Genomic DNA, 26,328 nt, shown 5'->3' with positions numbered 1-26,328 from the left:
CGTTACGGTCGGTGCGCACACGCTCGGGTTCGCGCAACGGTCTGGAGTTCCCCCTTGAGGTACGGCCTCGTCGTTCCGGTCGCAGTGGTCCTGCTCGTCGCCACCGGGTGCGGCGACTCGTCGTCCACCTCGGCCCCCACGCCAAGCGGCTCGGCCTCCGCGACAGCGTCCGCTTCGCCGTCGTCTTCCTCGCCCGCGTCCTCGTCACCGTCCAGCGCGGCGGCGGCCCCCTCGGCTCCGGGCGCGTCCACCGGGGTCCCGCCCGCGGCCCAGCCCCCGGTGCTGGCCCCGCCGTCCACCCCGGTCGCCGCGCCCCCGCCGTCGGGCGACAAGGGGAAGGCGTTCCTGGCCGCGTTGACGGCGGCGGGCGTCCCGACCAGCACCACGGGCGCGACGGAACTCCAGATCGCCCAGGGCGTGTGCAACGGCTTGGCCGCCGGCACACCACGAGCGAAGCTCGTGACCGACATCGCGGGCATCGGCGGCCTCCTCACCGAGGACAACGCCGAGGCCATCGTCACGGCGGCCCAGTCGACCTACTGCTGACGCCGGGTAAGAGCGCGTCAGTCCGGGATGGACGCTTGGGCCAGCCGGAGTTTGTCGCACAACCGTTGCAGGGTCCGGAGTTCGGCCTCGTCGAGAGCGGGTCCGACGAAGCGGCGGATGCTGGCCGCGTGGCGGCGGCCCACGGAGCGCTGCATCGCCTCGCCGTCCGCTGTGAGGGCCACGACCGTGCCGCGGCCGTCCGAGCGGTCCGGTTCGCGGCTCACCAAGCCCGCGGCCTCCATCCGTTCGACCATGCGGCTGAGGGACGGTTGGCTGAGCAGCACCTCGCGGTTCAGGTCGCGCAACCGCGCGCGGTGGTCGGGGCAGCGGCTCAGTGTGAACAGCACGTCGTACTCGCGCAGGCTGATCGGGTCCCACACGTCGTCGGCCGCGAACCGCCGCAGGAGCGCGGACTGCGCTCGGAAGAGCGCTTCCCACGACTCCGCGGCGAGTTCCGTCAGGTGCGGGCCCACCGGCTCAGGCGACGGGGGCGGCGTCACGGGCGAGCTTGCGGGAGGCGTGGGTGGGCGGGTCGGACGGGACGTCGGCGGGCCTGCGGGCGTCGAACTCGCGGCGCAGTTCCGGGGCGATCTCGCCGAGCATGTCCAGCTGCTCCAGCACGACCTTGAGCGGCAGGCCCGCGTGGTCCAGCAGGAACAGCTGGCGCTGGTAGTCGCCGAAGAACTCCTGGAACGTCAACGTCTTCTCGACGACCTCCTGCGGGCTGCCGACCGTCAGCGGCGTCTGCGCGGTGAAGTCCTCCAGCGACGGGCCGTGGCCGTAGACGGGGGCGTTGTCGAAGTACGGGCGGAACTCGCGGACCGCGTCCTGGGAGTTGCGGCGCATGAACACCTGACCGCCCAGGCCCACGATGGCCTGGGCGGCGGTGCCGTGGCCGTAGTGCTCGAAGCGCTCGCGGTAGAGGTTGATCAGCCGGATGTAGTGCTCCTTCGGCCAGAAGATGTTGTTGGCGAAGAAGCCGTCGGCGAAGTAGGCGGCGATCTCGGCGATCTCCGGGCTGCGGATGGAGCCGTGCCACACGAACGGCGGCAGGTCGTCCAGCGGGCGCGGGGTGGAGGTGAAGCCCTGCAACGGCGTGCGGAACTTGCCTTCCCAGTCCACGATCTCGTTGTCCCACAACGCGCGCAGCAGCTGGTAGTTCTCGACCGTCAGGCCCATGCCGTCCTGGATGTTCTTGCCGAACCACGGGTACACGGGCGCGGTGTTGCCGCGGCCGAGCATGAGGTCGATCCGGCCGTCCGCGAGGTGCTGGAGCATCGCGTAGTCCTCGGCGATCTTCACCGGGTCGTTCGTGGTGATGAGCGTCGTCGAGGTGGAGAGGATCAGCCGTTCGGTGCGGGCCGCGATGTGGCCGAGCAGCGTCGTCGGCGACGACGGCACGAACGGCGGGTTGTGGTGCTCACCGGTGGCGAAGACGTCGAGGCCGACCTGCTCGGCGTGCTCGGCGATGGTCACCATCGCCTTGATCCGCTCGTGCTCGGTCACCGTCGTGCCGGTGGTGGGGTCCGGGGTGACGTCCCCGACCGTGAAGACGCCGATCTGCATGGTGCCTCTTCCAAAGTCGATGCGTTTGCATGAACATTGGCGTCAACACCACGCAGACCGGCGTCTATTCCCGCGTCGGGACTAGTTCGCGGGGACCTGGCCGATCGCGTCCGCGACCTTTGTGGTCACGGAGATGTTGCTGGTCACGGTGCCGGGCTTGATCCACGGGTCGTACGGCTTCGGGCCCGCGACGCTGCGCTCGCCGATGACGTCGCCGGTGGCCGGGTCCACGATCAGGTCGCGGCGCTCGTTCTCGGTCTCCAGGCCGAGCGCGAGACCCTTGCGGCCGTCGGTCGTGGTGGCCTCCTCGACGACCTTCACGCCGTCGATCTTCGCCAGCGCGCGGAGGAAGTCGCCCCGCAGGCTCGCGGGCATGACACCGGAGTCCAGCATCGAGATGCCGAAGTGGAACATCGTGCCGGGGGCCGAACCGCGGTGGGCGGTGAAGTCCTTCAGCCACGCCACGAGGGCGTCGGGGTCGTGGGGGAGCGCGGCGTAGAACTGCGGCTGCTCGGTGTCGTTCGGGTCGCCGCAGACCTTCTTGTCCTGGCTCTTCGGGAAGAAGTCGCCGCACGCGCCGCGCAGGTCGCCCTGGTCGGTCGGCAGCGGCTCGTAGGCGGGGACCTCGGCTGCGGGCTGGGAGCTGCCGAGCAGCTTCGCGTCACCCGAGGAGCGCTTCTCCAGCCACTCCTGCGTCGGGTCGACCGGGATCCACCGCTGCCGGGTGATGTCGACCAGGTAGGTGTAGCCGGTGGTCGGGGTGTTCTTCCCGGCCTCCGACAGCTTCGCGACGCTGCGCGAGCTCTGCTCCTTGAACTCCACGAACCGGAACTGGCCCGGCTTGAGCTCGGCGTCCTTCGCGGTGATCTTGTCGGCCGCGTCGTTCAGCACCTTGGAGGCCGAGAGCAGGGAGACGTCGCGCTTGGCCCCCTGCTGGGCCTGCTGCTCCGCGGGAGCGCCGGTCCCGCCGCCGAACGCCACGGCGGCGCCCACGACCGCGGCCGCCGCCGCGGCGACGCCGACGACCAGGCCACGGCGACGAAAGGGCGACTTCGGCGGCAGCGACGCCGAGGAGCCCTCCGCGGCCGCCTCCCGCATCAACTGCTCGCGGGCGTCGTCGAGTGATCGGTTGGACATGCGTGCCTCCAGGTGCAACGAGGCGAGCGCCTCGTCGAGTTCACGATCGGGGTTGTGGTCGCCGCGGTCAGTCATCGCGGTTCTCCTCTTGGGCGGTGCGGAGGTGTGCTTGGAGCTTGTGGCGCACCCGGTGCAGACGTGACCGGACAGTGCTGGCGGGCACGCCGAGAGCGGCGGCGACCTCGGTCGGTTCGAGCCCGGCCCACGACGTCAGCAGCAGCACGTCGCGTTCCTGCTCGGTGAGCGAGGCCAGTCCGTCGGCCAGGTGCCTGGACGTCCGCTGGGCGTCCAGGCGGTCGACGATCTGCGCGTCGTGCTCGACTCCCGCGTCCCGGAGGGCGTGCACGCGAGCGGAGGCCCGGAAGCCGCGGATCTCGGTACGGATGTGGTTGCGAGCCAGGTTGGTCGCGATTCCGTACAGCCAGCCGCGGATGGGGGCCTGCTCGGGGTCGTAGCTGGCCCGCCTGCGGAGGGCGACCAGGAACGTCTCGGCGACCAGGTCGTCGGCGATGTCGACGCCGACCCGGCCCGCCAGGTAGCCGTGCAGTGCACGGGCGTGCGTGTCGAACAGCCTGGCGAACGCGGTGGTGGGGTCCGCGTTCGCCAGGTCGGGACGTGTGTCGTCGACGTCCGGAGCGCGCTGCGCTTGCTCTGCTCTGCGTTCCTCGATCCGGTTCACGCTAGTTCTTGTCCGGGGGTCGCGCTGGCGTCCCCGAACGGCCTAACTATGTGACCGGGGTCACTTCGTGAGCGTGTCCTGGAGGAAGGTGTACGTGAGCGCCCACATGAACGCGGACTGCTCGTTGTCGGCCGCCGCGCCGTGGCCGCCCTCGATGTTCTCGTGGTACGGCACGTCGTAGCCCAGCTCCAGCAGCCGTGCGACCATCTTGCGCGCGTGTCCGGGGTGGACGCGGTCGTCCCTGGTGGACGTCATGAACAGCGTGGGCGGGTACGGCCTGCCCGCCTCCGCGTTCTGGTACGGCGAGTACCGCTTGATGAACTCCCAGTCGGCGGGCTCGTCCGGGTCGCCGTACTCGGCCATCCAGGACGCGCCCGCGAGCAGCAGGTGGTAGCGCTTCATGTCCAGCAGCGGCACCTGGCACACGATCGCGCCGAACAGCTCGGGGTAGCGGGTGAGCATCACGCCCGCGAGCAGGCCGCCGTTGCTGCCGCCGCGGAAACCGAGCCGCTCGGGAGAGGTGATGCCCCGTGCGACCAGGTCGCGGGCCACGGCCGCGCAGTCCTCGTACGCCCTCGGCCGGTTCTCCCGCAGCGCCGACTGGTGCCACTCGGGCCCGTACTCGCCGCCGCCGCGCAGGTTCGCGACCACGTACGTGCCGCCGCGCGACAGCCAGCCCAGCCCCGCGTGGAGGTTGTAGCCGGGGACCTGGGACACCTCGAAGCCGCCGTAGGCGTAGAGCAGCGTCGGGCCCTGCGGGCCGCCGGGCGGGGTGATGACGAAGTACGGCACCTTCGTGCCGTCGTCCGAGGTCGCGAAGTGCTGCGCCACGGTCATGCCCTCGGCGTCGAAGAACGCGGGCGCCCGCTTGAGCACCTCGACGTCGCCGCCGACGTGGCCCAGCCGCAGCTCCGTCGGCCGGGTGAACCCGCTGGAGGTGAGCAGGTACTCGTCGCTGCGGTGCGGGTCCGTGCCGATGACGTCGGCGGTCTCGAACTCGTGCCCGCCCGCCAGCGGCTCGCGCGTCCAGCCGTCGGGGCCGGGCGTGAGCACCTCCATGCGGGTCCGGACGTCGCTCAACGTGCTCACGATCAGGTGGTTGCGCGTCCACACGTGGCCGGTCAGCGAGGTGTGCGCGTCCGGCGTGAACAGGGCCGTCAGCTCCCGGCCGCCCGCGAGGAAGTCCTCGAACGGCGTGGCCAGCAGCGAGCCCGCCGGGTGGGTGACGTCGCCGACCGTCCACGGCAGCCGCAGCGTGACGAGCAGCCACTCGCGGTGCACGTCGACCTCGGCGTCGTCCGGGACGTCGATCCGGACCAGGTCGCCGTCGTCGGCGACCAGGAAGGCCTCGGTCGTGTAGAAGGTCATGGCCCGCCGCACGAACGTCCGCTCGAACCCCTCGGTCGTGTCGTGGCTGCCGCGCACGAGCACGTCGTCGGCCTTGCCGGTGTACACGGTGACCGCCTCGTCGAGCGGGGTGCCCCGACGCCACTCCTTGACCAGCCGCGCGTACCCGGAGCTGGTCAGCGAGTCCGGGCCGAAGTCCGTGCCGACCAGGATCCGGTCGGCGTCCAGCCACGACACCTGCGACTTCGCCTCCGGCAGCGTGAAGCCGTCCGGGACGAACGCGCGGTCCTCCAGGTCGAACTCGCGCACGACCGTCGCGTCCGCGCCGCCCCGCGACAGCTGCAGCAGCGCCCGCCGGTACTCCGGCCGCAGCACGGCCGCGCCCTTCCACACCCAGTTCTCGTCCTCCGCGGCGGCGAGCGCGTCGAGGTCGAGCAGCACGTCCCAGTCCGGCTGGTCGGTGCGGTAGGACTCCAGCGTCGTGCGCCGCCACAGGCCGCGCGGGTGCTCGGCGTCCTGCCAGTAGTTGTAGAGGAACTCGCCGCGCCGCCCCACGAACGGGATCCGGGCGTCGGAGTCCAGCGCCGCCCGGACCTCGCCGCGCAGCCGGTCGAACTCCTCGGACCCGGTCCACGCGGCGATCGTGCGCTCGTTGCGCTCCCGCACCCAGGCGAGGGCCTCCTCGCCGGTGACGTCTTCCAGCCAGAGGTACGGGTCTTCGGCGCGCGCGGCGAGTTCCTCGGTCATACCGGCCAGTCTGCCTCAGGAGATCGGCTTCGTGGGCCCGACCGGTGATGATCAGCTGATCGTCGCCGCGGCCTCCACGGGCGGGGTGCGCAGGACGTAGGTGGTCGACAGCACGGTGGACAGCAGCGTCAGGCCGGACGCGCCGCCGATCACCGCGAGGTAGATCCACAGCGGCCCGCTCGGCCACGGCGACCCGTACACCGCGTAGGCGAACGGGATCAGGGTCATCGCCGAGACGAACGCCCCGAGCAGGATGCCGCCCAGGCTGATCAGCACCGCCTCCACGCCCACCATCCGCAGGATCTGGCCGTGGGTCGCGCCGATCAGCCGTTGCAGCGCGAACTCGCGCCGCCGCTCGCCGGTGGCGATGACCAGCGTGTTGACCAGCGAGATCACCGTGTACGCCAGGATCATGCCGACGAGCAGGTAGTTCACCCACGCGCCGGTCTGCTCGCCGCCACCCCCGCCGCCGGAGCTGATCAGCGACTCGCGGTCGCCGACCCGGAGGTCCGGGTCGGTGGTGGACAGCCCCTCGAGCGTCGTGATCAGCGCGGACGCCGACGTGCCGTCCGCCGCGCCCACCAGGATCTGCGAGGCCAGGCCGGTCGTCGTGTGCTTGGCGACCAGGTCGGCGGGCAGCAGCAGCGTCTCCTCGCCGGAGCCCGAGTACAGCGCGACCAGCTTCGCGTCCACGTTCGCGCCGTCGCCCATCTTGAGCTGCACGCTGTCGCCGAGCGAGTGGTGCAGCCGGTCGGCGCGGTCGGTGGTCAGTGCCACGGTCGTTCCGGTGAGGTCGGCGAACCGGCCCGCGGTGGGGGTGAGGCCCAGGGTGCCCTCGACGCCGTCGCCGGTGACGCCGAGCGCGGTGGCGCTGTCGTCGTTGTCCTCGCCCGCCCGGAAGATCACGGTGCTGTCGACGAGCGCGGACACCGCGCCCACACCGGGCTTGGCCTTGATCGTCGACACGAGGTCGAGCGGGACGCCGCCGGTCTGCGCGGTGACCGCCGCGTCCGCCTTGAGGTCGTCGGCGAAGCCGGGGGTGCCGCCCGCGGACGTGGTCTGGAGGTAGATCAGCGCGGTCGCCAGGCCGGTCGCGAGCATGACCGGCGTGATCGCGCCCGCGACCCGGACGCGCCGGGCGTCGGAGTTCATCACGGCGAGGTAGCCCGACAGGCCGGTCACCAGGCGCACCGGCCACCGCAGCACGGCGATGATCACCTTCGTGATGCCGGGGGACAGCAGGGCCAGGCCGGACGCCCACAGCATCGCCGTCGGACCGGCGGTGCTCGCGGCGACCGGGCCGGTCATCACCAGCGCCGTCACGATCGACAGCGCGGTGCCGCCCGCGAGGCAGAGCAGCGCGAACGACAGCCGCACCCAGCTGAACCACTTCACCTGGAGGCTGGCCTCGGCCAGCGCCTCGGTCGGGCGGGTCAGCGCCGCGCCCCGGCCCGCGACGAACGCCGCGATCGTGGCGCTGAGCAGGGAGATGCCGACGCCCGCGGCGATCGGGATCCAGCCCTGGCGGAACGCGATGGCCTCGGACGTCACGCCCGCGCCGGCGAGCTGCTTGAGCAGCCACTCGCCGAGCACCAGGTTGAGCGGGTACGCCAGCGCCGTCGCGAGGACGGCGACCACGATCGTCTCGCCGAGGATCATCCGCCGCAACTGGCCCGGCGTGCTGCCGATCGCCCGCAGCAGGGCCATTTCCCGGTGTCGCTGTTGGACGGACAGCCCCAGCGTGCCCGCGACGACGAACATCGCGACCATGACCGCGAGGCCGCCGAACACCGCCGACAGCGCGACCAGGTCGTCGCTGCCGCCGACCGCCGCGCTCGCCTCGGCCCGACCGCGGTCGTCGCCCGCCAGCACGGCGAGCTTGCCGTCGGCGATCACGGCCGTGAGCCGCTCCTGGAGGTCGGGCAGGGACACGCCCGCGGCGGGCAGCACCGCGATGGCGTCGACCTTGCCGGACTTGCCGAGCAGCCGGGTCGCGTCGGCGTCGGTGAAGAACACCGCCCCGGAATCCGTTGCGGCGGAGGCGATCCCGGCGACGCGGAACTCCTGGGACTTGCCGCCCACGGCGAACGCGACCGTGCCGCCGACACCCTGACCGGTCGCCGTGGCCACGCCCTCGTCGAGCACGACGGTGTTGTTCTCCGCGGGCGCGGACCCCTGCCTCAGGGTGTACGGCGTCAGCTCGGCCGACGCCCACGCGTGGCCCTGCGCCTCACCGGTCGAAGCGCCGTTCTTCAACGGGGACAAGGGGAAGCTGATGTCCGGCACGGCCTTCGCCACGCCGGGGACGGCCGCGATCCGGGCCGTCAGCGAGGAGTCGACGCGGGCGCGTTCGAGGAACGACTGGCTGCTCGCCACGACGAGCGGCGCGTTCGCCAACCGCTGCGGCGGCACGGCGTCGCGGATGCCGGTCTCCATCAGACCGCCGCACGCCATCACGATGGCCGCGCCGAAGAACAGCGCGATGAACGAGGCGGCGAACCCGCCCTTGCGGAAGCGCAGGGTGCGCAGTGCGAGGCGGAACATCAGTTCACCGTGCCCGCGGGCTCGTCGGCCCAGGCGCCGAGCTGGGTCATCCGCTCGCCGACGGCGTGCGCGGTGGGGGAGTGCAGCTCGCCCGCGATCTGGCCGTCCGCCAGGAAGATCACCCGGTCCGCGTGCGACGCGGCCACCGGGTCGTGCGTCACGATGACGACGGTCTGGCCGACCTCGCGCACGGCGCGGCGCATCAGCGCCAGCACCTCCAGCGCGGTGCGCGTGTCCAGCGCGCCGGTCGGCTCGTCGCCGAAGATCACGGCGGGCTTGGTGATCAGCGCCCGCGCGATGGCCACGCGCTGCTGCTGGCCGCCGGACAGCTCACCCGGCCGGTGGTGCTTGCGGTCGGACAGGCCCACGCGCGCCAGCACCTCGTCTACGTCCGCCCGCTTGGGCTTGCGGCCCGCGAGGCGCAGCGGCAGCTGGACGTTCTCCACGACGTTCAACGCGGGCAGCAGGTTGAACGACTGGAAGATGAAGCCGATCTGGTCCCGCCGCAGCCGCGTCAGCTCGCGCTCGTTCAGCCCGGTCAGCTCGTGCCCGTCCAGCACCACCGACCCGGACGTCGGCCGGTCGAGCCCCGCCGCGCAGTGCAGGCACGTGCTCTTGCCCGACCCCGACGGGCCCATGACGGCGGTGAAGGTCCCGCGCCGGATGCCGAGCGAGACGCCCGCCAACGCCACCACGCCGTTGCGCTCGTTGCCGTACACCTTGCGCACGGACTCCAGGCGCACCACGTCGTCGTCCACTGTCCCTCTCCCCACGTCTCCCGCTCCCGACACCGGGGGGACATTACGGACGGTGCGCAAGTCGTCGCACTGGTGCAGGCCCCCCGAACATCCTCACCCGTTCGGGTTCGCGCTGGTGGGGGCAGCGATAGGGTTCGCCTATCGGTCGGTGGTTCGACCTTCGGTTCTCCGACGAAATGCCGGGTTCGCCTGGGGTAGGTTGACTTGTCCCAGGTGAACGGTTGATCGCATGCACCTCGAAATCCGACACGCGCGGGTGGTCATGACGCTCGCTGAGGCGGGCAGCATCTCGAAGGCGGCGGCCAAGCTGTCGCTGCCCCAGCCCAGCCTGACGGCGCAGCTGCGGCGCATCGAGAAGGCCGTGGGCGGGGACCTGTTCGTGCGGTCGGCTTTCGGCATCACCCCGACCCCGCTGGGCGAGCGCCTGATCCCCATGCTCGCCGACCTCGCCACCCGCGCCGACGCCGTCGTCGCCGAGGCGTCGTCGTTGGCGAGCGGCATCCTGCGCTTCGGCAACGCCGAGTGGACCCCCGTGACCCTGCGCCGGGCGTTGCAGGCGTCGCTGCCGTCCGTGGAGGTCCAGACCGTCACGCTCGACCCCGCGTTGAGCATCGAGGCCGTGAACCGCGGCGAGCTGACGGCGGCCCTGGTCCCCAGCCCCGAGGCCGTCGACGGCGTCCGCCCCCTCGACCCGTCGCTGGCGAAGGAGATCATCGTCCGCGAACCGATCTGGCTCGCCCTCCCGCGCGACCACGCCCTGTCCCGCCGCACCACCGTGAGCAGGCGGCACATGGCCGCGCTGAGCTGGGTCCACCACGTCCAGGGCCACTGGTTCCACCCCGTGGAGGAGCACCTCTTCCGCAAGCTCGACCACCCGACCCCCGAGGTCCTGCACTACGCGGGCGGCCACGCCGAGGCGATGGCGTGGGTCCGCGACGCGGGCGCGGCGGCACTGGCGACCCCCACCGGCTCCACAGCGGACGTCAGCCTCGTGGCCATCACGGAACCCCTGCGCAGCCGCCTGCTGCTGGTGTGGCGACCGGGCTCGATCCACCCGAACACGCTGCGGCAGCTGATCGACGCGCTCCGCAGGTACTACTGCGACTACGCCAGGACGATCCCGCGCTACTGGAACTGGATGACCGAACGCCCCACCGACTTCCCGGAGTTGGCCAACTTTCTCCCCAGACCCGGCCGCTGGTGGCCACGCGACCCGAGCGAGACCGAGGCTCCGGCGTCCGGGTGAGGATCGCTATCGTCTGCGCTGTGGTGATCACTCCCGAACTCCGGCGGCTGGTCGCGGCCGCGAGGACGGTGGCCCGGTCGGACCGGGAGTGGTCGATGATGAACGCCGTGCCCGCGGCCTCGGCCAACCCGGACGTGCCCGGCGCACCGGCCGACTACGTCGACCTGCTCCGCGTCGTGAACGGCGGGATCTTCGGGTCCGTGGTGCTGTTCGGCGCCGAACTCGTCGACAGGATGCAGTACTCCGCCGACAGCGTGGACGGCGCGCCGGTCGTCCTCGGCCGGGAGTCGTGGTTCTGCTTCGGGAAGGTCGGCGAGGACCCGCTGTTCCTGGACCGGCGGGACGGGTCGGTCTGGGGATTCCCCGACCGGGGGATCACCTGGTGGCAGAGCGGCGTGTTCGAACGCCTGGCCGCGGACCTCGGCGAATTCCTCGTGGACCAGGTGTTCGGTCCCGGCTACCCGGCGCTGGCGGGTGTTCGGGAAGACGACCAGTGGCAGCGGCTGCTGGCGGAGTGCCGCGCCCGGTCCCCGAGGGGCTGAGGAGTCGCGACCAGCGCCGGGGAGCGTCCTGTCCTGACCCCGGTCAGCCTCGTGTCAGCGGGTGGTCAGCACGGGCGGTGACGCTGTGGGCATGACGTCATTGGTGGCAGTGTCGAGTCATCTGCCGGAGACCGTGTCCGTTGCGGACCTGCGGGAGTCGTTGGGGCTCAACGACCAGCAGGTGCGGCGGTTCACCAGGCTGTACGGCCTGGACCGGATCTGCCAGGCGCCGGGGCAGAGCGAAGCGGAGCTGATGATCGCGGCGGCGGGGAAACTCGACGCGCTCATCGGCCAGGAGGAGCGGGTCCGGTACGTCATCCGGGCCAAGGGGATGCGGACCACCGCGCCCTACCCGGTCAGCCCGGTGCAGGACGTGCGCGCCGCGCTCGGGCTGTCGCACGCCAAGACGTTCGCCGTGGCCGACCACGGGTGCGCCACGGGACTCCTCGCGCTGGACGTGGCGGGGACGCTGCTGGCCGCCGACGGGGACCCGGACGCGCTGGCGCTGATCCTCGCCGGGGACAAGACGTTCACGCCCTTCACCCAGTGGGTCGAGGACGTGTCGATCATGGGCGAGGGCGTCGCCGCCGTCCTGGTGTCCGCGAAGGGCGACCGGGACCACCTGCTCGGCTACGCCACGCGCATCCACGGCCGCGACGACGGCGTGATCGACATGACGCCGGACGTCGCCAAGTACGCCCGGAAGATCTACCAGGACGCCCTGGAGGAGGTGATCCTCGGGGCGCTCGGCGAGGCCGGGCTCACCCTCGCGGACATCGACCTCGTCCTGCCGCACAACGTGAACCGCGTGTCGTGGACGGTGGCCGCCAAGAACCTCGGCCTGCCGAACGAGAAGTTCTTCCTCGACAACCTGGACAAGACCGGGCACTGCTTCTGCGCGGACCCGTTCATCAACTACCAGACCGTCCGCGAGCTGGGTCTGCTCAAGCCGGGCGACAAGTACCTGATGACGTCGGCCGGGCTCGGCCAGACGTTCTCCGCCGCCGTTTTCCAGCACTAGGACGTCGACGATGGACAACTTCAACACCCGCCTCAAGCGGGCCGTCACCGGGCGGCCGGACGCGCCGCTGGTGTTCCTCGGCAACTTCGAGGTCGAGGAGCAGTGGGCGCGCGGCGAGCACACGCTGCCGCGCGTGTCCGCCGCGGGCGGCAGTGCCGTGGTGAACCACATGGACGAGTTCGCGCTGCTGCTCGCCGGGCCCGACGACCACGTCGTGCTCAAGGCCGCCCCGGACGCCGACCACCTCGCCTACCTGACCGGCCTGGGCGTCGAGCTGCCGACCGTGCACGTGGTCGCCGAGCAGGACCCGCTGCGCAACGTCACCGAGGACGCCTTGGTCGACCCCGCGCTGGTCGAGACCCTGAGCGGCCTCGACGCCCACCTCGTCGCGCACGGCGTGTCCGAAGTGGAGGAACGGCTCGCCGCGGCGACCGGCCTGCCGCTCGCGGCCCCGGACGCGGCGACCTGCAAGACCGTCAACAGCAAGGTGTACAGCCGCCGGGTCGCCGACGAGCTGGGCCTGCGCCAGCCCGCGGGCTGGGCGTGCGACACGCTGGAGCAGCTCCGGCAGGCGTTCGCCGAGGCCGCGCCGCTGGTCGAGCGCGGCGAGAAGGTCGTGGTCAAGGAGGCGCTCGGCGTGTCCGGCAAGGGCATCGCCGTGCTGGAGAGCCCGCGCCGGATCGACCGGCTGTTCCGGATGATCGCCAAGTCTGTGGAGAAGTCCGGCCAGGAGCGGATCGCGTTCTGCGTGGAGAACTGGGTCGCGAAGAAGACCGACCTCAACTACCAGTTCACCGTGGGCCGCGACGGCGCGACGCACTTCGACTTCGTCAAGGAGCTGTACACCGAGGGCGGTGTCCACAAGGGACACCGGATGCCCGCGCGGCTGTCCGGCGCGCAGACCGACGAGCTGGTCGCCACGGCCGAGCTGCTGGGCAAGAAGCTGGCCGCCGACGGCTACTTCGGCGTCGTCGGCGTGGACGCGATGGTCGACCCCGACGACGGGCTCTACCCCGTCATCGAGATCAACGCGCGCTACAACATGTCCACCTACCAGGTCCCCCTCCAGGAGCGGTTCGTCGGCGAGGGGCTCATCGCCCTCGCCCGGCACTACCCGTTGCGGCTCACCGGGGAACTCGGCTTCGGCACCGTGCGCGCGCTGCTCGACGGCCTCGTGCTGGACCGGCCGGGCGGAACGGGCCTGCTGGTCAACAACTTCGCCACGGTCAACGCGGGCGCCCGCGCCGACGCGGCCTTCGACGGGCGCCTGTACGGGATCGTCGTCGGCGCGAGCGACGCCGAGATCGCGGCCGTGGACGCGGAGATCACCACCCGACTGGTTGAACAGGAGCGGCGATGACGGCCGAGTTCGAGGTCCAGGGCATCCCGATCACCGAGCTGGCCGAGGAGTTCGGCACGCCGATGTACCTCTACGACGGCGACGAGCTGTCGTCGCGCGTGCACGGCCTGAAGGCCCACCTGCACCCGAGGCTGGAGTTCTTCTTCTCCCTCAAGTCGAACCCGAACATCGGCGTGTGCGCGGTGCTCCAGGCCGCGGGCGCGCGGGTCGAGGTGTCGTCGATGGCGGAGCTGATCACCGTCCGCCGCTCCGGCGCGGCCCCGGAGAACATCGTGTTCCTCGGGCCCGGCAAGAGCGAGCGGGAGATCCAGGCCTGCCTGGACGAGGGCGTCTACACGATCATCTGCGAGTCGTTCGGCGAGCTGGAGCTGATCGACGCCTTCGCCCGCGAACGCGGTGTCGTCGCGCCGGTCGCGCTGCGGATCAACCCGAGCTTCGCCGTCAAGGGCTCCGGCCTCACCATGGGCGGCAAGCCCCGCCAGTTCGGCATCGACGAGACGCAGGTCTTCGCGAACGCCGACCTCGCCGCGCGGCACCCGAACGTGCGGCTGATGGGCGTGCAGGTCTACATGGGCACCCGCATCCTCAGCGAGGAGGCCGTCGCCGAGAACACCGAGCGCATCTTCGAGCTGGCGAACCGGGTGTCGGACGCGCTCGGCTTCCCGCTGGAGATGGTCGACATCGGCGGCGGGCTCGGCGTCGCCTACTTCGACGGCGAGCGGGACCTGGACCTGGAGTTGCTGGCCGCGCGGGTGAACCCGATCATCGCGGAGTTCGCCGACGCGCACCCGGACACCCGGCTGGTCATGGAACTCGGCCGCTACCTCACGGCCACGTCCGGCACGTACGTGGTGAGGGTGCGGTACGTGAAGGAGTCCATGGGGGAGAAGTTCGCGGTCGCCGACGGCGGCACGAACCACCACATGGCCGCCGTCGGCATCGGCTCCTTCGTGAAGCGCAACTTCCCGATGGCCGTGCTGAACCGGATGGACGAGCCCGCCGTCGAGAGCTGGCACGTCACCGGCCCGCTCTGCACCCCCAACGACACCCTCGGCAAGAAGATCGCGCTGCCGCCGGTCCAGGTCGGCGACCTCGTCGGCGTGCTGCGCTCCGGCGCGTACGGCCCGACTGCCTCCCCGGTGCTGTTCCTGAGCCACGGCTACCCCGCCGAGGTGCTCGTCCAGGACGGCCGCGCGCACCTCGTGCGCGAGCGCGACACCACCGAGGACCTGCTGCGCCACCAGCGGCTCCCGAACCTCACGGCCGTGGCGACGCCGGAATAGACCCGTTTTTCCCCGAAAGGACCGAGGACCATGAGTGACACGGCCGACATCCGGACGACGGCGCCCGAGCGGGCCCGGATCGTCTCCGCCATCACGACCGTGCTGGCGCAGGTGCTGGACTACGACCTGCCCGAGCTGACCGAGTCGTCGCGGCTGTTCGACGAGCTGGGTCTCGACTCGACCGGCGTCTTCGAGCTGCTGATGCAGCTGGAGGAGGTCCTGGAGGTCGAGTTCGACACCGACAACCTGGAGATGGCGCACTTCGAGACGGTCGCGTCGCTCGCCGACTTCGTCGTGGCCGAGCAGGACGCCTGAGCATGTACCGGACGGCGGCACCCGTCCCCGAGACGACCAGGCGCTCCCGCCTGGTGCGGTCCCCGCTCGGGGTGGCACGGGTCGTGCACAGGAAGTTCGACGGCGGGGACCGCCGGATCGACGACGAGTTCTCCCAGCGCCACTTCGCGGACCTCACCAAGGGGTACGGCGTCGCCGTGCGCCCCGAGGTGCTGGTGGCCGGGACGACGTTCACCGCCATGGCGCAGAACCTCGTGGCGGAGCTGGACCTCGGCGACGACCTGGTCGACCTCGCGATGGTCGCGCACAGCACCCCGGACCTGGACTGCCGGTTGTCCGCGGCGACCTACCTGTCCGAGGAGCTGACCAACGGGCCGCTGGTGTTCGCGCTGTCCGACAGCGGCACCTGCGCCCCGTTCACCGCGCTGGAGCTGGCGGGCGACTACGCCCGCAGGCACGGCTACCACCGGGCGCTGGTGCTCGTGCTCGACCAGGCCACGCTGCCGTACCAGATCGACGGCGCGGCTCCCGCGGGCAACGCGGGGGTCGCGATCCTGTTGGAGGACAACGGGTCCCTGTCGGTCGGCCACGAGATCGGCGTGCGGTCGGCCGACCTGCCCGGCGCGGTGGACGCCGCGCTGGGCTCGCTGCTCGGACCGGACTCGGCCGCCACGGTCGTCGTCGGCGCGGGCATCGACCCGGAACTCGTGCGGCACAGCGGTCCCGTGCTCGTCGCGGAACCGGGCTACCCGTGCACGGCCGCGTGGTCGCTGCTGGCCGCGCACGGCGTGGACGCCGACCCCGTGGTGCTCATCGACCACGACCCGAGCACCGGGGACCTCGGCTACTGCGTCGTGGGGGGACCGTGACCACGCTCGCCCCCGCGGACCAGTGGTCGCGGTGCCACCGCGTCGCGCGCGCGGACGGCGTGGCCGCCGCGTTGACCGAACTCGCCTCCGCGGTGCTGCCCGGCCTGCTGCCGTGCGGCCCCGCGGGGCACGCCATCGCGCCCCCGGAGATCGCCGCGGGCGCGCCGCTGGTCTGGGTCGACGGCGTCACGGTCGTCCGCGCCGTCGGCGTGGAGACACGGCTCGGCGTGGTCGACCTGCCCGGTGGGGCGGTCGAGCTGCTGCGCCACCGGACGGCGGACGGCGTGAACGGGTTCGTCCCCGCGCAGCGGGCCGCGTGGACGCTCGGGCTGGTGTGGCTGCGGCTCGGGCTGTCCGAGGAGCTGCGGGAGACCGCGATGCGCTACCTCAACGGCAGGCGCACCGGGAACTCGACGCTGCTCCAGCAGCAGATGGTGAAGTCCACGGTCGCCGACGGGCTGATCGAGCACCTGGAGGTCCGCGCGGTCCTGACCGGCGTCGGCCCCGGCGAACTGCCCGACACCGTGCTCAACCACCTGCACGCCCAGCTCACCACCGCGGACCGCGCGCTGGTGAAACTGCTCGGCGCCAGCGGCTACCTGGCCGGTGGGCCCGGCCAGGTGGCGCACGTCTCGGAGCTGCTCGCCGAGGCCTACTGCCGTCCGGAGGTGTGACGATGATCCAGCTGGACGACCGGTTGCTCGCGCTGCGCGGGCAGGTCCGCGAGTGGGGCGCCGACTTCCGGGCGCTCGGGTTGGCGCTCGACCGCGACCCGGAGCTGATCCGGGAGCACTTCGACCTGCCCGCCGTGCGGTACCTGTCCACGATGGGCATCCCGCCGGAGTACGGCAACGTGCCGATCCCGATCGCGGGCAACAGGTTCTACGGGACGCTCGCCCTGGAGCGGGCGATCATCATGGAGGAGCTGGCGTGCGCCGACGTGGGCATGCTGGTCGCCTCGCCGGGGCCGCTGCTCGCGGGCGTGCTGATCGACCTGCTCGCCGACGAGCAGCAGAAGGACTGGTTCTACGGGCGGATGCTGGAGAGTCCGCTGTGGACGTTCTTCGCGCTGACCGAGCCGGACCGGGGCTCCGACGCGGGCGCGCTGAGCACCACCGTCGTGCCCGCGACCGGCGACAAGCCCGCCCTGCTCAGCGGCGCCAAGCGGTACGTCGGCAACGCGGCCCGCGCGCAGCTCGGCGTCGTGTTCGCCCGCACCAGCCCCGGCCCGCTCGGCATCAACGCCGTGCTGGTCGAGAACCCCAGCCCCGGCCTGCACGCCGAGGCGCTGGAGACCATCGGGCTGAGGGGCGCGCGGATCAGCGCGATCACCATGCAGGACGTGGAGATCGCGCCGGACCGGTTCCTCGGCCGCCACCTGTCGCCGTCGCGGCGCGGCATGTGGGCGTTCGTGCAGACGTTCAACCTGCTGCGGCCCGGCGTCGCCGCCATCGCGCTGGGGATCGCCCGTGCCGCGCACGAGTACGTGATCACCCACCGCAGCGCGCTGCGGCGCGACGAGCGCGACCGGCTGGACGTGCTGGGGCGGCGGATCGACGGCGCCCGCAGGCTCGTGCACCTGGCGGCGGCCGCCGTCGACGCCCGCACCGGGGACGGCTACCTGGCGTCCGCGGCGAAGGTGCGCGCCGCGCAGCTCGCCCACGACGCCACCCAGGAGGCGTGCACGTTCTTCGGGGCGGGCGCGCGGCTGGAGCACCCGGTGCTGGACAAGCTGGTCCGCGACGCGCGGGGCATGGAGTTCATCGAGGGCACCTCGAACATGCAGAAGCTCAACCTGTTCCAGGGCCTGTTCACCGGCAAGCTCGACCGCGACGACCCGTTCCGCACGGCACCTCTGGCTGTGTGACGCGCCTGTTCCTCGCCGTCACGGGCTGACGGCGAGGAACAGGAACGCGGCCAGCAGTCCGATGTGGACGCCGCCCTGGAGCAGGGTGGCGCGGCCCGGCACGATGGTCAGGGTGCCGGTCACGACGGTCAGCGCGAGCAGCACCATGTGCGTCGGGCCGAGGCCCAGCACCAGCGGCCCGCTCAGCCAGATCGACGCGATGGCGATGGCCGGGATGGTCAGGCCGATGCTGGCCATCGCCGAGCCCAGCGACAGGTTGATGCTGGTCTGCACCCGGCCGCGGCGGGCGGCGCGCACGGCGGCGAGCGTCTCCGGAGCCAGGACGAGCAGGGCGATGATCACGCCGACGACGGCGAGCGGGAGCCCGGCCGCCTCCACGCCCGCCTCGATCGCGGGCGACACGGCCTTGGCGTTGCCGACGACGGCCACCAGCGACACCAGCAGCAGTCCCAGGCTGATCCCGGCGGCCTTGGCGGTCGGCGGCTCGGCGTGCTCCTCCAGCACCTCGCCGTGCTCGTCGAGGGGCAGGAAGTAGTCGCGGTGCCGGACGGTCTGCATCGCCACGAACAGGCCGTAGAGCCCGAGCGACGCGACTGCCGCGAACGCGAGCTGCGCGGGGGAGAACTCCGGGCCGGGCTTCGTCGTGGTGAACGTCGGCAGCACCAGGCTCAGCGTGGTGATGGTCGTGACGGTGGCGAACATGCCGCCCGTGCCCTCGGGGTTGAACGTCGCCACCCGGTGCCGGAGCGCGCCCACGAGCAGCGAGATGCCCATGATCCCGTTCGTGGTGATCATGACGGCGGCGAACACCGTGTCGCGGGCCAGCGTCTCGCTGCCCGGTTTGCCGTCGGCCATCAGCGTGACGATCAGCGCCACCTCGATCACGGTCACCGCGACCGCCAGCACCAGCGATCCGAACGGCTCGCCCACGCGGTGCGCGACCACCTCCGCGTGGTGGACGGCGGCCAGCACCGCTCCCGCCAGGAGCAGCGCCACGACGACCACGGCGGCTATCGGCAGGGCGCGACCCCACGTGAGGGCCAACGCGGCGACGGCGATGATCGGGACGACGACGGTCCAGTGCAGCAGTGCGGTGCGGGTCGGGTTCGCCATACTTCCTCACGCGCTCGGGGACGGACGCCTCCCAGCATCGCCGGTCCGCCCGGTCTTCGCACGCCGACCCGTGCTCCGACCTGGGCCGATGCCGGCGGGCTGTGGTGAAGTCGACCCTCGGTAGGCTCCACGGATGTCGACGCCCCCTCCCACCGGCCGGGTGGACCTGCTGCTGGTCGCGCCCAGTTCGGCCGAGTTCTGCACCTTCCCGGTGGGGACCGCCGAGTTCGACCTGGTCGCCAACCGGATGGTCGGCAGCGTCCGCAACGGCGGGCAGGTCATCGGCGCGGACGTGCGCAGCCCGTCGTTCCGGCGCGGGGCCGAGGTGCTCAACCGGCAGTCGGTGTCGCTGATCAGCGACACCGATCTCGACCACATCTCGGCGGGGCTCGAACTCGACCCGCGCGCCTGCCTGCACGGGCTGCGGGCGGTGGGCGCGGCGCACGTGGACACCGACGGGGTCGACGTGCCCGCGCACGCGGCCCGGCTGGAGGACCTGGACGACGGCCAGGCTGTCCGGCTGTTCCTGGCGCAGTGCCTGGGCGTCAACGTGGTCGTGGGCGGCTTCCAGGGTTCCGGGGCCGTCGGCGACTTCCTCGCGCTGCCCGCGGGCGTGGACTTCGGGCCGTACGACCTGGCGCGGCGGAAGTTCACCGACGCGGCCGTGGTGATCACGCGGGTGAACACGCCGTGCGCCTCGCCGGGGAAGATGATCGAGAAGTACTACCCGCGGCCGGTCGGCGGGCTGGTGAAGCGGTTCGTCCGGGTCGCCCAGGGCCACCGGGGGTACGTGGGCATGGTCGCCAAGGGCGGGACGATGACGCAGGGCGAGCCGATCGGGTTCGTGCCGTTCGGCGATCGGTGAGGACTGGCGAATTCTTGCCGAGTCGGCACGGTTCGACGTCGCTTTCCTTGTCGCGCAGGCATTTTTCTGCCAGTCCTCGATGTCCCGCTGCCGGTAGCGTTCGGCCATCGACACCACGACCGCGTCACCCTCCTCCACTGCCGCGCGCCCACGGGTCCGCTTCGTCTTCCTCGACGTGCTGCGGGCCATCGCGGTCTGCCTCGTGGTCTACAGCCACGTCGTGGGGATCTGGCTGAACCAGCGCGGGGACCTGTCCGGGGTCGCCGCCGCGGCCCACGAGTGGAACCCGCTGGCGCTGACGTTGAACGTGGGCAACTTCGGGGTCGTGCTGTTCTTCCTGGTCAGCGGCTTCATCGTCACGCACACCGGGGTCGCCGAGCGGCCGGGGCAGTACGTGGTCAAGCGGCTGCTGCGGATCTACCCGATGCTGGCCGCGGCGGTGCTGCTGTCCGCGGGCCTGTTCGAGGTCGGCCTGCACCCGTTGACCACGGGCGACCCGGCGACCATCACGCCGACCATCCTGCTGACCAACGCGTCGCTGGTCAACTACCTGCTGCGGCCCCGCGTGGTGCTGGTCGACGTGGCCTGGTCGCTCGTCGTCGAGATCCTGTTCTACGCCCTGCTGCTGGTGGCGCTGCCGTTGCTGCGCCGGACCGCGTGGCCGGTGGTCCTCGGCGAACTCGCGGTCGTCGCGGCCGTGCTGGCGAGCGCCCCGCTGGGCCTGGTGCCGCTCCGGGTCGTGGAGAACGTCGGCTACCTGCCCGCGCTGCTGCTCGGCCAGATCGCCTGGGCGGTGTCGAGCAAGAGGATTCCACTGTGGACGGGACTCCCGCTGGCCGCGCTCGCCTGGGGCGAGTACGCGTGGGCCGGTCTGCCGGGCCTGGGCAGGCAGGCGACCGTCTACCGCTACGACCTCGACCTCGCCCTGGGCCTGGTCGTGTTCCTCGCCGCGCTGGCCGCCGAGCGGACCCTGCGGCCGACCGCGTGGTTCGGCTACCTGGCCGACCGGAGCTACTCGCTGTACCTGCTGCACGGCCTGCTGGCGGTCGTCGTGCTGAACGCCCTCTACCCGGTGGTCGGCTACCCGGTGGCCCTGGCCGCCGGGCTCGCCGTGACGATGCTCGGCGTCGAGGTCGTGCACCGGTACGTCGAACGCCCGTCCATGCGGTTGGCGCGGCGCCTCACCGACCGTTGGTGACCTCGCGCGCGTGGAGGGCGAGCTGCACGCGGTCGCGCAGCCCCAGCCGGGTGAGGATGCGGGACACGTGGTTCTTCACCGTGCCCTCGCTCAGGTGCAGGCGGGCGGCGATCTCGCGGTTCGTCGCGCCCGTCGCCACGTGCCGCAGCACCTCGGTCTCCCGCGCGGTGAGGGCGTCGGCGCTCGGCCGGGCCAGCGAGCGCGCCACGGACGGGTCGAGCTGGGCGACGCCCGCGTGCGCCAGCCGCACGGCCTCGGCCAGCTCCCGCACCGGCAGGTCCTTCAGCAGGTAGCCGACCGCGCCCGCGCGCAGCGCCCGGACGACGTAGTCGTGGTCGTCGAACGTGGTCAGCATGACCACCTTGCACGTCGACGCCAGCTCCGCCGCCGCGGCCACGCCGTCCAGCACGGGCATCCGCACGTCCATCAGGACGACGTCCGGCCGGTGCAGGCGCACGAGGTCGATCGCCTCGCGGCCGTCACCGCCCACGCCGACCACCTCGATGCCGGGCTGGATGCCCAGCAGCGACGCGATCCCGTCCCGGATCAGCTCCTGGTCGTCGACCACCAGCACGCGCACGGTCACGACGGCACGGTAACGGTCACGCGCGTGCCCGCGCCGGGCGCGCTGGCCACCTCGACCCGGCCGCCGACGAGCCGCGCCCGTTCCCGCATGCCCTTCAGCCCGAACCCCTCGGCCGCGTCCACGGCGAACCCGCGCCCGTCGTCGGCCACCTCCAGCCGGGCGTCCCGCGGCCCGAACGTCAGCGTCGCCGACACCGCCGTCGCGCCCGCGTGCCGCCGCGCGTTGGTCAGCGACTCCTGCGCCGCGCGGTAGAGCGCCGTGAGCGCGGCGCGGTCGGCCCCGTTCTGCGCGCCCACGACGGTGAGCACCACGTCGGTGTCGCGCACCAGGTCGGCGAGTGCCGACGGCAGGTGGAACGGCTCGGTGTCCGCCCGCATCGCCCGCACCGACGACCGCACCTCCTCCAACGCCTGCCGCGCGGCCCGGCGCGCGTCCGCCACCGCCCGGTCGGCCGCCTCCGGGTCGCGCTCGCGGAACGCCTCGGACTTCTCCAGCTGCACGGCGATGGCCGTCAGGTGGTGCCCGAGCCCGTCGTGCACGTCCCGCGCGAGCCGCGTCCGCTCCATCGCCACGGACAGCTCGGTCACCTCCTGCTGCGCGTCCCGCGCGCTCGTCGCGGTGGCGGCCATCGCCAGCGCGAGCACCAGGCCCACGCAGAACATCAGCACGTCGGACACCGCGGCGGCGTCGGTGTACCAGCCGGGCACCCAGACCAGGTAGCTCCCCAGCAGCAGGACCAGCGACAACGCGCCCAGCGCCAGCCCGACCCGACGGCCGAGCCGCAGGTAGGCGAGGAACGGCACCAGCAGGAACAGCACCCGCGACAGCCCCGACTCGTCCAGCACGGCCACCGCCGCGAACAGGACCAGCCGCGCGGCGAGCAGGGCGACGACGTGCCGCGGTTCGAGCAGTTCCACGGCGTACAGCAGCCCGACGCACACCACGAAACCGGCCAACCGCAACAGATTCGGGTCGGGCGCTAGGCCCGCGAGGGCGTAGTAGAGCCCGGCCACGAGGACGAGGCCGTAGACGAGTCCGGACACCCAGGAGACGCGCACCGGGACCACTCTCGCGCGTCGCGGCCGGGAGGAGAAGTGCCGACCGGCACGTGCCGGTCGCCACTTCCGGGCGCGCGCCGGGATTCCTAGCGTTCCGGCCATCCCACTGAACGGAGTCGACCATGTCCTCGACAACGGTGACCAGGCTGAGCGCGTGGTCCGGAGCGGCCGCGGGCCTGACGATCGCGCTGACCGGGGGAGCCGAGGCCGTCCTCGGCGAGACCGCCCCGACCAGCGTCCTGCTCGCCCTCACCCCGGCGCTGGCCACGCCGCTGCTGATCGCCCTGCACCAGGGCCAGGCCGACCGAGCGGGCCGCTTCGGCGACGTCGCCTACCTGGTCAACCTGATCGGGCTCGGCCTGTTCGGCGGTGCGGCCTTCAGCCTCAACCTGGTGCTGTTCTTCCTCGACGGCGTCAAGCCCGCGCCACCGACCGCCGTGGGGCTGCTGGGCAGCGCGCTGGTGTTCGCCGTCGGCACGGTGCTGTTCGGCGTCGCGATGCTGCGCGCGAAGGTGTACCCGACGGTCCCGGTGTGGGGCTACACGGTGCTGCTCGCCGTGTTCGCCGTCGCCGCGCGGCTGCCGGACGGCCCGGCGACCAGCCTGCTGCACGTCGGCGTGGGCGGCTCGCTCGTCTGGCTGGCGACCGCCGTGCTCGGCCGTGCCAGGGAACGGGTCTTGGTCTGAAGACGCGGAAACGCCGGAGCGGGTCGGGGGACCGCTCCGGCGTCGTCGTCGCCGCGACCTACTTGCCGTGCAACTGCTTCAGGTAGTCGTAGGTCGTCGGCAGCGTCTGGAGGAGCTCCGCCTGCTTGCGCTTGATGTCGGCGAACACGTGCTCCGCCGAGTCGAGCATGGACGGGTGGTGCGTCAGCTTCGTCAGCGTCTGCTGCGGGTCGAAGCCCAGGCCGGTGAAGACGCAGTAGTAGCTGGCGTTGGTCCAGAAGTTGCGGAACTCCGCGTCGAAGTTCGCGTAGTAGGTGTTCTCGTCGGTGACCGGCATGTTGATCGCCAGCCCCGCCTTGTACATCCGGATCTTCTCCTTGATGTCGTCCGCGAGCACCAGGTCCTTGCAGGCGCGCCAGAACTCGGTGTCGTTGCGCGCGGCCAGGCTGAAGTGCGCCTGGAGGAAGTCGCGCGAGTCGTCGAACATCGTGTTGATCTCGGTGTTGAACCGGTCGGCGAAGATCGGGTCGAAGTTCTTGTCCGGGAAGTGCTTCGCCAGCTGGTAGAGCGCTGCGGTGATGAAGTAGATGCCGGTGGACTCCAGCGGCTCCAGGAAGCACGACGACAGGCCGATCGCGGCCACGTTGCGGACCCAGGTGCGGCGGTTGCGGCCGACGCGGAACTTGATGTGGTTGAGCTTCTGCTCGCTGGGGTCCAAGCCCCACATGTCGCAGAACTCCTGCGTGGCCGCGTCCTGCGTGGTGAAGCGGCTCGCGTAGACGTGGCCGGTGCCGAAGCGGCCCAGCATCGGGATCTTCCACGTCCAGCCGTTGGACATGGCGATGGAGCCGGTGAACGGCTCGACGCCGTTCTTCTCGTCGTCGTGCGGGACCTGGGTGGCGACCGCGCGGTCGTTGAGCAGGTGGTCGCTCATGTCCAGGAACGGCTCGCGCATCACGCCGTTGATCAGCAGCGCGCGGAAGCCGGAGCAGTCGACGAAGAAGTCGCCCTCGATCTTGCGGCCGCCCTTGGTGTTCAACGCGGTCACGTGGCCGCGGGTGTCCACGTCGGCGTCGATGAACTCGTCCTGGATGTGGACCGCGCCCTGCTTGTTCGTCGCGAACTTGCGCAGGAAGTCGGCCACCAGCGCGGCGTCGAAGTGCCACGCGTAGTTCGTCCACTTGGTGCCGTCGGAGTGCCGCGGCGAGAGCTTCGCGTCCAGGATCGGGGGCTCGCGGTAGCAGGCGTAGTCGAACGCCTCGGTGGTCTGGCCCGTCAGGCGCTTGTGCGACCAGTACGCCGACAGCGGCTCGTTCTCGTGGTTCGGCAGCAGGCCGAACAGGTGGTAGTAGTGGTCGGTCGTGTCCCGGTACGGCCGGGGGTTCGCCTCACCCTTGCCGCCGGTGCGCCAGTTGGTGAACTTGATGCCCATCTTGAAGCTGGCGTTGCACTCCCGCATCCACTCCTCCTCGGAGAGGCCGAGGAAGTCGAAGAACACCTTGTGCAGGTTCGGGACGGTCGCCTCGCCGACACCGATCCGGGGGACCGACGGCGCCTCCAGCACGGTGATCTTCACCGCGGGGCCCAGCGCCTTGCCGAGGTACGACGCGGTCATCCAGCCCGCCGTGCCGCCACCCAGGACGACGACATTCTTGATCCTGCGATCTTCCATCGAAGACGATCCTTCCTGTCTCAACACGACAAAAGTCGCGGATAAATGTTGTTGATGGGGGCGCGACGGCACTGCGAGAATTGCGCGCTCGACTTGGTGGAGACCATAGGCACGGGCCGGTGAGCCTGTCAATGTTCCGGGCAGGTGACGGCCGAGTGGACAACTCGATTTTCTATATATTTTCTCCAGAAGCCGACTAGAAGACCCATATCCGCAGGTGAACGGCCTCGTCAGCCCTGTGTCAGCGCCTCGTCAGCCCTGGTCGACACCATATTCACCAGGTCGCCGCGGCATCCTGCCGTGGTTAGCGCAGAGGAGCGTGGGTACACATGTCGGAACCGACTCCGACCTTCGCGGTGATTTCCGGCGCTCAGGTTCACGAGGTATTGCAGGGCCGGGACAAGCACCTCTTGGATTTGGTCGAGGCGGCCTACCGGCTGCACGGTTCGGGTGACACCGTGAACCCGCCCTCGTATTTCCTCCGCTTTCCGGAGGACCCCTCGTCGCGGATCATCGCGCTGCCCGCGTCGGTCGGCGGCGACATCGGCGTGCACGGCGTGAAGTGGATCTCCAGCTTCCCGGCCAACGTCGCCCGCGGCATCCCGCGCGCCTCCGCCGTGCTGATCCTGAACGACCAGGAGACCGGCTACCCGATCGCGTGCGTGGAGAGCTCCATCATCAGCGCGGTCCGCACGGCCGCCTCGGCGGCGCTCGCCGCCGACTGGCTGACCCGCGGCCGCACCCGGCCCGCGAAGGTCGGCTTCATCGGCACCGGGCTGATCGCCCGCTACATCCACACCTATCTCGTCGGCACCGGCTGGTCGTTCGACGAGGTCGGGATCTTCGACCTCAGCGCCGACCACGCCGCCGGGTTCCAGGGGTACGTCGAGTCGACCGGCGACGGTTCCGTGGTGATCCACGAGTCGGCCGAGGACCTGATCAAGGCGTGCGACCTCGTCGTGTTCGCCACGGTCGCGGGCGAGCCGCACATCACCGACCCGACGTGGTTCGAGCACAACCCCCTGGTGCTGCACGTGTCCCTGCGCGACCTGTCGCCCGAGGTGGTGCTGTCCGGCACCAACGTGGTCGACGACGTGGAGCACTGCCTCAAGGCCAACACGTCGGTGCACCTGGCCGAGCAGGCCGAGGGCAACCGGGAGTTCCTGTCCGGCACGTTGTACGACGTCATGTCCGGGGCGGTCGACCTCCCGGCGGACAAGCCGGTGTTCTTCTCGCCGTTCGGCCTCGGCGTCCTGGACCTGGCCGTCGGCAAGTTCGTCTACGACGAGGTGGGTCGCGGAGGCGACCTGGCCACCGTGGAGGACTTCTTCTTTGACCTCAATCGCTACGGGAAGCGATGAGTCG

Annotated in this window: 25 protein-coding genes; 14 read left to right on the top strand and 11 right to left on the bottom strand. The window is 71.5% G+C overall.

The genetic code is table 11. The annotated features are described in order from the left end of the window. Positions 1-54 precede the first annotated feature (54 nt). Positions 55-546 (top strand): DUF732 domain-containing protein, encoded by a 492-nt coding sequence (locus tag ACFWW9_RS18200; protein WP_390378576.1) that lies wholly within the window; start codon positions 55-57, stop codon positions 544-546. Positions 547-563: 17 nt separating this feature from the next. On the opposite strand, the gene ACFWW9_RS18195 is transcribed toward ACFWW9_RS18200, so the two are convergent. The 7 genes from ACFWW9_RS18195 to ACFWW9_RS18165 form a co-directional block, all read right to left on the bottom strand. Continuing rightward, positions 564-1,019 (bottom strand): MarR family winged helix-turn-helix transcriptional regulator, encoded by a 456-nt coding sequence (locus ACFWW9_RS18195; RefSeq protein WP_390378573.1) that lies wholly within the window; start codon positions 1,017-1,019, stop codon positions 564-566. A 4-nt stretch (positions 1,020-1,023) separates the two neighbouring features. Next, the gene (locus tag ACFWW9_RS18190; protein WP_390378570.1) at positions 1,024-2,112 is read right to left on the bottom strand and encodes an LLM class flavin-dependent oxidoreductase; all 1,089 of its coding nucleotides are present in this window, start codon (positions 2,110-2,112) and stop codon (positions 1,024-1,026) included. A gap of 81 nt (positions 2,113-2,193) precedes the next feature. Next, positions 2,194-3,324: a CU044_5270 family protein gene (locus ACFWW9_RS18185; protein ID WP_390378567.1), complete on the bottom strand. Its 1,131-nt coding sequence runs from the start codon at positions 3,322-3,324 to the stop codon at positions 2,194-2,196. Continuing rightward, positions 3,317-3,928, bottom strand: a complete 612-nt coding sequence (locus tag ACFWW9_RS18180; protein WP_390378564.1) for an RNA polymerase sigma factor — start codon at positions 3,926-3,928, stop codon at positions 3,317-3,319. Before ACFWW9_RS18180 ends, ACFWW9_RS18185 begins: the two co-directional genes overlap by 8 nt. A 60-nt stretch (positions 3,929-3,988) precedes the next feature. Then, a complete protein-coding gene (locus ACFWW9_RS18175; RefSeq protein WP_390378561.1) occupies positions 3,989-6,022 on the bottom strand; it encodes a prolyl oligopeptidase family protein in 2,034 nt (677 codons plus the stop codon). A gap of 51 nt (positions 6,023-6,073) precedes the next feature. Next, a complete protein-coding gene (locus ACFWW9_RS18170; protein ID WP_390378558.1) occupies positions 6,074-8,566 on the bottom strand; it encodes an FtsX-like permease family protein in 2,493 nt (830 codons plus the stop codon). Continuing rightward, positions 8,566-9,324: an ABC transporter ATP-binding protein gene (locus ACFWW9_RS18165; RefSeq protein WP_390378555.1), complete on the bottom strand. Its 759-nt coding sequence runs from the start codon at positions 9,322-9,324 to the stop codon at positions 8,566-8,568. The genes ACFWW9_RS18170 and ACFWW9_RS18165 overlap by 1 nt, the downstream gene beginning before the upstream one ends. A gap of 229 nt (positions 9,325-9,553) precedes the next feature. Here ACFWW9_RS18165 and ACFWW9_RS18160 point away from each other — a divergent pair, with 229 nt between their 5' ends. From ACFWW9_RS18160 to ACFWW9_RS18120, 9 genes are all read left to right on the top strand, one after another. Continuing rightward, complete coding sequence (locus ACFWW9_RS18160; protein WP_390378552.1) at positions 9,554-10,570, top strand: LysR family transcriptional regulator; 1,017 nt, start codon at positions 9,554-9,556, stop codon at positions 10,568-10,570. 20 nt (positions 10,571-10,590) lie between these two features. Beyond that, a complete protein-coding gene (locus tag ACFWW9_RS18155) occupies positions 10,591-11,112 on the top strand; it encodes an SMI1/KNR4 family protein (RefSeq protein ID WP_390378549.1) in 522 nt (173 codons plus the stop codon). Between the two features lie 91 nt (positions 11,113-11,203). Continuing rightward, positions 11,204-12,133: a 3-oxoacyl-[acyl-carrier-protein] synthase III C-terminal domain-containing protein gene (locus ACFWW9_RS18150; protein ID WP_390378546.1), complete on the top strand. Its 930-nt coding sequence runs from the start codon at positions 11,204-11,206 to the stop codon at positions 12,131-12,133. Between the two features lie 10 nt (positions 12,134-12,143). Further along, entirely contained in the window at positions 12,144-13,493 is a 1,350-nt protein-coding gene (locus ACFWW9_RS18145; RefSeq protein WP_390378543.1) for an ATP-grasp domain-containing protein, read from the top strand. Beyond that, the gene (locus ACFWW9_RS18140; protein WP_390378540.1) at positions 13,490-14,776 is read left to right on the top strand and encodes a type III PLP-dependent enzyme; all 1,287 of its coding nucleotides are present in this window, start codon (positions 13,490-13,492) and stop codon (positions 14,774-14,776) included. Before ACFWW9_RS18145 ends, ACFWW9_RS18140 begins: the two co-directional genes overlap by 4 nt. A 30-nt stretch (positions 14,777-14,806) precedes the next feature. Then, positions 14,807-15,091 (top strand): acyl carrier protein, encoded by a 285-nt coding sequence (locus tag ACFWW9_RS18135; protein ID WP_390378538.1) that lies wholly within the window; start codon positions 14,807-14,809, stop codon positions 15,089-15,091. A 2-nt stretch (positions 15,092-15,093) separates the two neighbouring features. Next, positions 15,094-15,939, top strand: a complete 846-nt coding sequence (locus ACFWW9_RS18130) for a hypothetical protein (protein WP_390378535.1) — start codon at positions 15,094-15,096, stop codon at positions 15,937-15,939. After that, positions 15,936-16,613, top strand: coding sequence for a DUF2786 domain-containing protein (locus tag ACFWW9_RS18125; protein WP_390378532.1), 678 nt, complete (start codon positions 15,936-15,938; stop codon positions 16,611-16,613). The genes ACFWW9_RS18130 and ACFWW9_RS18125 overlap by 4 nt, the downstream gene beginning before the upstream one ends. A gap of 2 nt (positions 16,614-16,615) precedes the next feature. Beyond that, on the top strand, positions 16,616-17,806 hold the full coding sequence (locus ACFWW9_RS18120) for an acyl-CoA dehydrogenase family protein (protein ID WP_390378529.1): 1,191 nt from the start codon (positions 16,616-16,618) through the stop codon (positions 17,804-17,806). An 18-nt stretch (positions 17,807-17,824) separates the two neighbouring features. Here ACFWW9_RS18120 and ACFWW9_RS18115 read toward each other — a convergent pair whose 3' ends face one another. Continuing rightward, positions 17,825-18,919: a calcium:proton antiporter gene (locus ACFWW9_RS18115; protein ID WP_390378526.1), complete on the bottom strand. Its 1,095-nt coding sequence runs from the start codon at positions 18,917-18,919 to the stop codon at positions 17,825-17,827. A 133-nt stretch (positions 18,920-19,052) separates the two neighbouring features. On the opposite strand from ACFWW9_RS18115, the gene ACFWW9_RS18110 reads away from it, so the two are divergent. Then, positions 19,053-19,784, top strand: coding sequence for an MOSC domain-containing protein (locus ACFWW9_RS18110; RefSeq protein ID WP_390378523.1), 732 nt, complete (start codon positions 19,053-19,055; stop codon positions 19,782-19,784). A 175-nt stretch (positions 19,785-19,959) separates the two neighbouring features. Then, entirely contained in the window at positions 19,960-20,982 is a 1,023-nt protein-coding gene (locus ACFWW9_RS18105) for an acyltransferase family protein (protein WP_390378520.1), read from the top strand. Here ACFWW9_RS18105 and ACFWW9_RS18100 read toward each other — a convergent pair. Both ACFWW9_RS18100 and ACFWW9_RS18095 read right to left on the bottom strand, forming a co-directional pair. Continuing rightward, positions 20,966-21,568, bottom strand: coding sequence for a response regulator (locus ACFWW9_RS18100; RefSeq protein ID WP_390378517.1), 603 nt, complete (start codon positions 21,566-21,568; stop codon positions 20,966-20,968). The two genes, ACFWW9_RS18105 and ACFWW9_RS18100, sit on opposite strands and share 17 nt — an antisense overlap. Further along, positions 21,565-22,626, bottom strand: a complete 1,062-nt coding sequence (locus ACFWW9_RS18095) for a sensor histidine kinase (RefSeq protein WP_390378514.1) — start codon at positions 22,624-22,626, stop codon at positions 21,565-21,567. Before ACFWW9_RS18095 ends, ACFWW9_RS18100 begins: the two co-directional genes overlap by 4 nt. A gap of 122 nt (positions 22,627-22,748) precedes the next feature. Between ACFWW9_RS18095 and ACFWW9_RS18090 the strand changes: the two genes are divergently transcribed. Beyond that, the gene (locus tag ACFWW9_RS18090; RefSeq protein WP_390378511.1) at positions 22,749-23,312 is read left to right on the top strand and encodes a hypothetical protein; all 564 of its coding nucleotides are present in this window, start codon (positions 22,749-22,751) and stop codon (positions 23,310-23,312) included. 58 nt (positions 23,313-23,370) lie between these two features. On the opposite strand, the gene ACFWW9_RS18085 is transcribed toward ACFWW9_RS18090, so the two are convergent. Continuing rightward, positions 23,371-24,963 carry a tryptophan halogenase family protein gene (locus ACFWW9_RS18085; protein WP_390378508.1) on the bottom strand — a complete coding sequence of 531 codons (1,593 nt, stop codon included), beginning with the start codon at positions 24,961-24,963 and terminating at the stop codon, positions 23,371-23,373. Between the two features lie 329 nt (positions 24,964-25,292). Here ACFWW9_RS18085 and sbnB point away from each other — a divergent pair, with 329 nt between their 5' ends. Next, a complete protein-coding gene (gene sbnB, locus ACFWW9_RS18080; RefSeq protein WP_390378505.1) occupies positions 25,293-26,324 on the top strand; it encodes a 2,3-diaminopropionate biosynthesis protein SbnB in 1,032 nt (343 codons plus the stop codon). The last annotated feature ends 4 nt before the right edge of the window (positions 26,325-26,328 follow it).

The organism is Umezawaea sp. NPDC059074, assembly GCF_042738955.1.
Lineage (GTDB): Bacteria > Actinomycetota > Actinomycetes > Mycobacteriales > Pseudonocardiaceae > Umezawaea.
The sequence above is the reverse complement of the archived record's forward strand: the minus strand, read 5'-3'. Positions and strand labels throughout refer to the sequence as shown.

Excerpts from the sequence above, each read along its gene's own strand:
- ACFWW9_RS18190 (WP_390378570.1), bottom strand. The coding sequence starts at position 2,112 with ATGCAGATCGGCGTCTTCACGGTCGGGGACGTCACCCCGGACCCCACC.
- ACFWW9_RS18185 (WP_390378567.1), bottom strand. The coding sequence starts at position 3,324 with ATGACTGACCGCGGCGACCACAACCCCGATCGTGAACTCGACGAGGCG.
- ACFWW9_RS18175 (WP_390378561.1), bottom strand. The coding sequence starts at position 6,022 with ATGACCGAGGAACTCGCCGCGCGCGCCGAAGACCCGTACCTCTGGCTG.
- ACFWW9_RS18170 (WP_390378558.1), bottom strand. The coding sequence starts at position 8,566 with ATGTTCCGCCTCGCACTGCGCACCCTGCGCTTCCGCAAGGGCGGGTTC.
- ACFWW9_RS18160 (WP_390378552.1), top strand. The coding sequence starts at position 9,554 with ATGCACCTCGAAATCCGACACGCGCGGGTGGTCATGACGCTCGCTGAG.
- ACFWW9_RS18150 (WP_390378546.1), top strand. The coding sequence starts at position 11,204 with ATGACGTCATTGGTGGCAGTGTCGAGTCATCTGCCGGAGACCGTGTCC.
- ACFWW9_RS18145 (WP_390378543.1), top strand. The coding sequence starts at position 12,144 with ATGGACAACTTCAACACCCGCCTCAAGCGGGCCGTCACCGGGCGGCCG.
- ACFWW9_RS18140 (WP_390378540.1), top strand. The coding sequence starts at position 13,490 with ATGACGGCCGAGTTCGAGGTCCAGGGCATCCCGATCACCGAGCTGGCC.
- ACFWW9_RS18135 (WP_390378538.1), top strand. The coding sequence starts at position 14,807 with ATGAGTGACACGGCCGACATCCGGACGACGGCGCCCGAGCGGGCCCGG.
- ACFWW9_RS18130 (WP_390378535.1), top strand. The coding sequence starts at position 15,094 with ATGTACCGGACGGCGGCACCCGTCCCCGAGACGACCAGGCGCTCCCGC.
- ACFWW9_RS18120 (WP_390378529.1), top strand. The coding sequence starts at position 16,616 with ATGATCCAGCTGGACGACCGGTTGCTCGCGCTGCGCGGGCAGGTCCGC.
- ACFWW9_RS18115 (WP_390378526.1), bottom strand. The coding sequence starts at position 18,919 with ATGGCGAACCCGACCCGCACCGCACTGCTGCACTGGACCGTCGTCGTC.
- ACFWW9_RS18110 (WP_390378523.1), top strand. The coding sequence starts at position 19,053 with ATGTCGACGCCCCCTCCCACCGGCCGGGTGGACCTGCTGCTGGTCGCG.
- ACFWW9_RS18090 (WP_390378511.1), top strand. The coding sequence starts at position 22,749 with ATGTCCTCGACAACGGTGACCAGGCTGAGCGCGTGGTCCGGAGCGGCC.
- ACFWW9_RS18085 (WP_390378508.1), bottom strand. The coding sequence starts at position 24,963 with ATGGAAGATCGCAGGATCAAGAATGTCGTCGTCCTGGGTGGCGGCACG.
- sbnB (WP_390378505.1), top strand. The coding sequence starts at position 25,293 with ATGTCGGAACCGACTCCGACCTTCGCGGTGATTTCCGGCGCTCAGGTT.